The following is a 3517-nucleotide window of genomic DNA, read 5'->3' on the forward strand; positions in this document are numbered from 1 at the left end:
GGCAGGCGGCCCCGCAGGGGCCGCCCTTGATGAAGTAGAGAAAGTTTAGACACACTCCACGATGACGAATCCCCAGCGAGGAATTTGAATTTGCAGCTTTCCTTCGAGACTACAAGGGACTTTGAAGGTGGGAGGGGTGTTGAGGGCCAAAGAGCTAAAGGGAATCTCCATGCCAATGGGGGGGAGTAGGTCCTGGATGCTGCGAGTGCTGCTTGAAATCGGCAACGGCGCATCGGTCTCGGGGGTGCTACCGGCTTCAGCGAAAGCGGGGACGGCAGCGCCCCCGAAGGTGAGGGATGCCAGAACCGCAACGGTTGCGGCAGCGCGAAGGCGCATCATGTCTCCTCATGTTCGGTGATGACCGAAAGGTCATGATCATCGAACACGAGGAAATCGCTCGTGGGCAACTCGCCGTCGGACAGACTACTCATTCGAGTGATCAAGCCTGCGCGTCAGCGCACCCCCGGCGGAGTGGTTCCGTCCATGGCGTCTTGGCCTGAGCGACAGCGGTCGCCCTGAGCCTGAGTAGTCACGCGCCCTCGCTCGGTGAAGAAATAGGAGCGGGCCGCGCTGCTCGGGTGTCGCAACCGGCCCGCGTGATCGGCTCGGTCTTCCCCACCTCGCCGATGCCACGAGAGTAGAACGCCAGTTTGAATGATCGCCAGTTGAAGAGCTGGCCCGTGGCTCGAAAGCGGGATGAAACGAGGTCGCGCTACGGAGTCAACTTCGCTCTTGGCGGCGCTTCTCGGCGAGTTCGCGTAGTTCAGCTCGAACAGTCTCGAGATCGAACCGGTACTTGCCGCCAGGCGTGGTGAGTGCGATCGAGATCAGACCCTCGTCCGCGAAGCGACTGATCGACCGGCGGGAGATTCCGAGCTCCTTCGCCAGCTCACCAGATGAGAGCAGCCGCATGAGCCGAACGTATGGCCGCAGATTGGCCTGTGCTGCCTGGCTGGCCTGAGTGGCCTTACTGGCCTTATTATCTGGCCCGACTGGCCTCAATGTCCGAAATGCTGGAGGCGTCGATGGACCGAGGTAGTTGGACCTTCGGAATCGGCCTGAACATGTACTTGTGGCCGGGCGGGAAGTTCGTCCTGGTCTTCGGTTACGTGGAGTACGTCCGGCGGCTGTCGGGCGAGATCCGCGACGCACAGCCGTTCAAGACCTGCGAGGTCGGCTCTTTCGCCTCCGTCGAGAACTTCCGTGCTTGGTGCGCTCGGGACTACCAGGAGCAAGAGAAAGCGGCACTACCCGACACCAGTCACGTAGCACCGCTCAGACTTCTAGGGGGCGGCTAGATCAGCTCAGTCATCCGATCGATGACGGCCGTCGGCTGGCAATCCAAGAGCCGCGTCCGCTTCCCCGGCTTGTTCGCGAACCCGATGCTCTTGGCCCCGGCACTCCACGCGGCCTTGATGTCGGTGGCCGAGTCGCCGATCATCACGCACGCGTCGGCCCGAACACCGAGCAACCGCGTCGCCTGCAACAGGAGGTACGACTGCGGCTTTAGCTTGTCGACGTCGGCGCTCTCGCGCGCTGAAACACCTGCGACCTTGTCGGCCAACCCGTGTTCCTGGAGGTACGCCTCGACTGCGGCAGCGGAGTTATTTGACACGACGACCACCGGGATTGCCTGCTGCGCGAAGGCATCGATGACGTCGGCTGCGCCTGGCGTCGGGGGAGCCAGGGCCACAGCTCGGATCTCCAGCTCGGTGAGCCGTCGCTCCACAGCAGCCGGGTAGTTGCCGGTGGTCGCTGCATACTTCAGCACGTCGAAAGGATCACGGCTCTGGTCCACCGTGTCCGGCAGAGCACCATCGAACAAGGCGCGAAGCTCCGCAGCGACCTGGTGATCCGGAAAGCCGCCAAAGACTGAACAGACAGGCCCGTCGAAGTCCAGCAGCACGGCGCTACTGCCGGAAACGATCTGCCGGGGCGTAGTCATCGGCGAACTTCCCGAGCAACGGTCGTCCAGATGCTGTCGAACCACATCTGGGACTGCTGAATGAACAAGGCGCTCAGGGACTCCTCGTTTGGCTCGGCAGCGTGGTGGAACAAGGTCGCGTCCTTGCCCATCAGGTCCCAGATCGGCGTGTCTTCGCCGTCGAGCTGAACAACGTGCTCCCGCACCGGGTAGTACCCGAAGAACGCTTCGGACTGGTTGATCAGGTAGAGCTTGAACAGCGGCACCGCGGGGTACACGCGAAGTTCGGCCTTGGAGTCCGGCACGAGCCCTAGGCGGCCCATCTCATTTACGGCATCGACAATCGCGAGCGTGTGGCGCTGCATGATCCCGCTCGCACGCTTACGAAACGCGGGGCTGTCCTGCATGTCGTCGACGCGTGCCGGCAAGGTCCACGGCACCTCCGTGTCAGGAACGAGGAGGCGTACCCGGATCGACTCCGGGCGGACGTGGCCACTGCGGATCTTGTCGAGAGGCTCCGTCAACGCGCCGTGCAGTGTCTCGCCCGAGAATCCGGCAAAGTCGATCGACACCTCGGGCTGCTCAAATGCGCGCTCAAGGTGCGGCCGAAGACCTACAGGCCGCTCAGTCCGCTCCCGGACGAAGACGCCGCTTCCCTGCCGGGAGACGACGAGCCCTTCCTCTCGGAGGATGCGCAGCGCCTGCTGAATGGTCATGCGAGCGACCCCGTACCGCTTCGCGAGCTCGGACTGGGACGCGAGCTTGTCGCCCGGCATGAGCTTCTTCGTGAGGATCGACGCTCGGAGCGAGTTGGCCACCTGCTGGTACGGCGGACGCGGGTCGTCGGGGTCTAGTTCCGTCATTTTCCCAGGTTATCGCACCTATCCATGATCTGACTAGCCAGGTTGGCCAACTTCTTGACATGGCTAGCCAGGCTGGTCTAATCTGTACATGGCTAGCCAAGCTGGCCACCTTCTGAAAAGCCAACTCGTGGAGGCAAAGATGCTGCGGAACATCCCGGTGATGCTGGAGGGCTACCGACTGATGGTGCTGGAGGAGCCGGAGCTCAAGACCCGGAAGAACGAGAAGACCGGAGAGTTCGAGACGGTGACCGACTTCGAGGGCACCCCGCAGTACGTGATCTCGGTGCACGCCAAGCCCCGCAAGAAGGCGGACGGCACCCGAGCGGGCAAGGGCGACGAGATCCGCGTGACGCTGGAGACCGAGCCTCAGGAGGAGATCCCGGACGGCGCGATCGTGGAGTTCATCAACCCGCGCATCTCGCACTGGGAGAACGAGCTGAACGGCCGTGCCATGTCGGGCCTGGCGTGGAAGGCGACCGGCGTCAAGCTCGCGGGCTGACCCTCTTCTCTCCGAATTCTTTTCTCTAGCCGTTCTGGCTGTTTGTTCTTTGACTATTCCATAGTGGGCCGAGCTATGCCTTTTTCGGCGCGAATTCAACGCGTCGGGGAGGCCTTGTTGACCCCCGGCTGCCTGGTTTTTCAGGCAATCCGGGGGTCTTGATGGACTCCAATAGGAAAGGACGGTTGTCGGATGTTGTCTTTGGGTTTGCAGTACTGCCCGGCTTGCGAC

At 62.4% G+C, this 3517-nt stretch carries 5 protein-coding genes; 2 read left to right on the plus strand and 3 right to left on the minus strand.

What is annotated here, in order from left to right; all coding sequences use genetic code 11:
* Positions 1–720: 720 nt before the first annotated feature.
* Entirely contained in the window at positions 721–912 is a 192-nt protein-coding gene (locus ABTZ89_RS37035) for a helix-turn-helix domain-containing protein (protein WP_351053778.1), read from the minus strand.
* Between the two features lie 89 nt (positions 913–1001).
* Here ABTZ89_RS37035 and ABTZ89_RS37040 point away from each other — a divergent pair, with 89 nt between their 5' ends.
* On the plus strand, positions 1002–1298 hold the full coding sequence (locus tag ABTZ89_RS37040) for a hypothetical protein (protein ID WP_351053782.1): 297 nt from the start codon (positions 1002–1004) through the stop codon (positions 1296–1298).
* On the opposite strand, the gene ABTZ89_RS37045 is transcribed toward ABTZ89_RS37040, so the two are convergent.
* Together ABTZ89_RS37045 and ABTZ89_RS37050 are read right to left on the minus strand one after the other, a co-directional pair.
* Entirely contained in the window at positions 1295–1945 is a 651-nt protein-coding gene (locus ABTZ89_RS37045) for an HAD family hydrolase (RefSeq protein ID WP_351053785.1), read from the minus strand. The genes ABTZ89_RS37040 and ABTZ89_RS37045 overlap by 4 nt on opposite strands.
* The gene (locus tag ABTZ89_RS37050) at positions 1942–2787 is read right to left on the minus strand and encodes a GntR family transcriptional regulator (protein WP_351053788.1); all 846 of its coding nucleotides are present in this window, start codon (positions 2785–2787) and stop codon (positions 1942–1944) included. The genes ABTZ89_RS37045 and ABTZ89_RS37050 overlap by 4 nt, the downstream gene beginning before the upstream one ends.
* A gap of 139 nt (positions 2788–2926) precedes the next feature.
* On the opposite strand from ABTZ89_RS37050, the gene ABTZ89_RS37055 reads away from it, so the two are divergent.
* Positions 2927–3286, plus strand: coding sequence for a hypothetical protein (locus tag ABTZ89_RS37055; RefSeq protein ID WP_351053791.1), 360 nt, complete (start codon positions 2927–2929; stop codon positions 3284–3286).
* The last annotated feature ends 231 nt before the right edge of the window (positions 3287–3517 follow it).

Origin of the sequence: Saccharopolyspora sp. NPDC002686 (assembly GCF_040295745.1) — a bacterium.
Taxonomy (GTDB): Bacteria; Actinomycetota; Actinomycetes; order Mycobacteriales; family Pseudonocardiaceae; genus Saccharopolyspora; species Saccharopolyspora oryzae.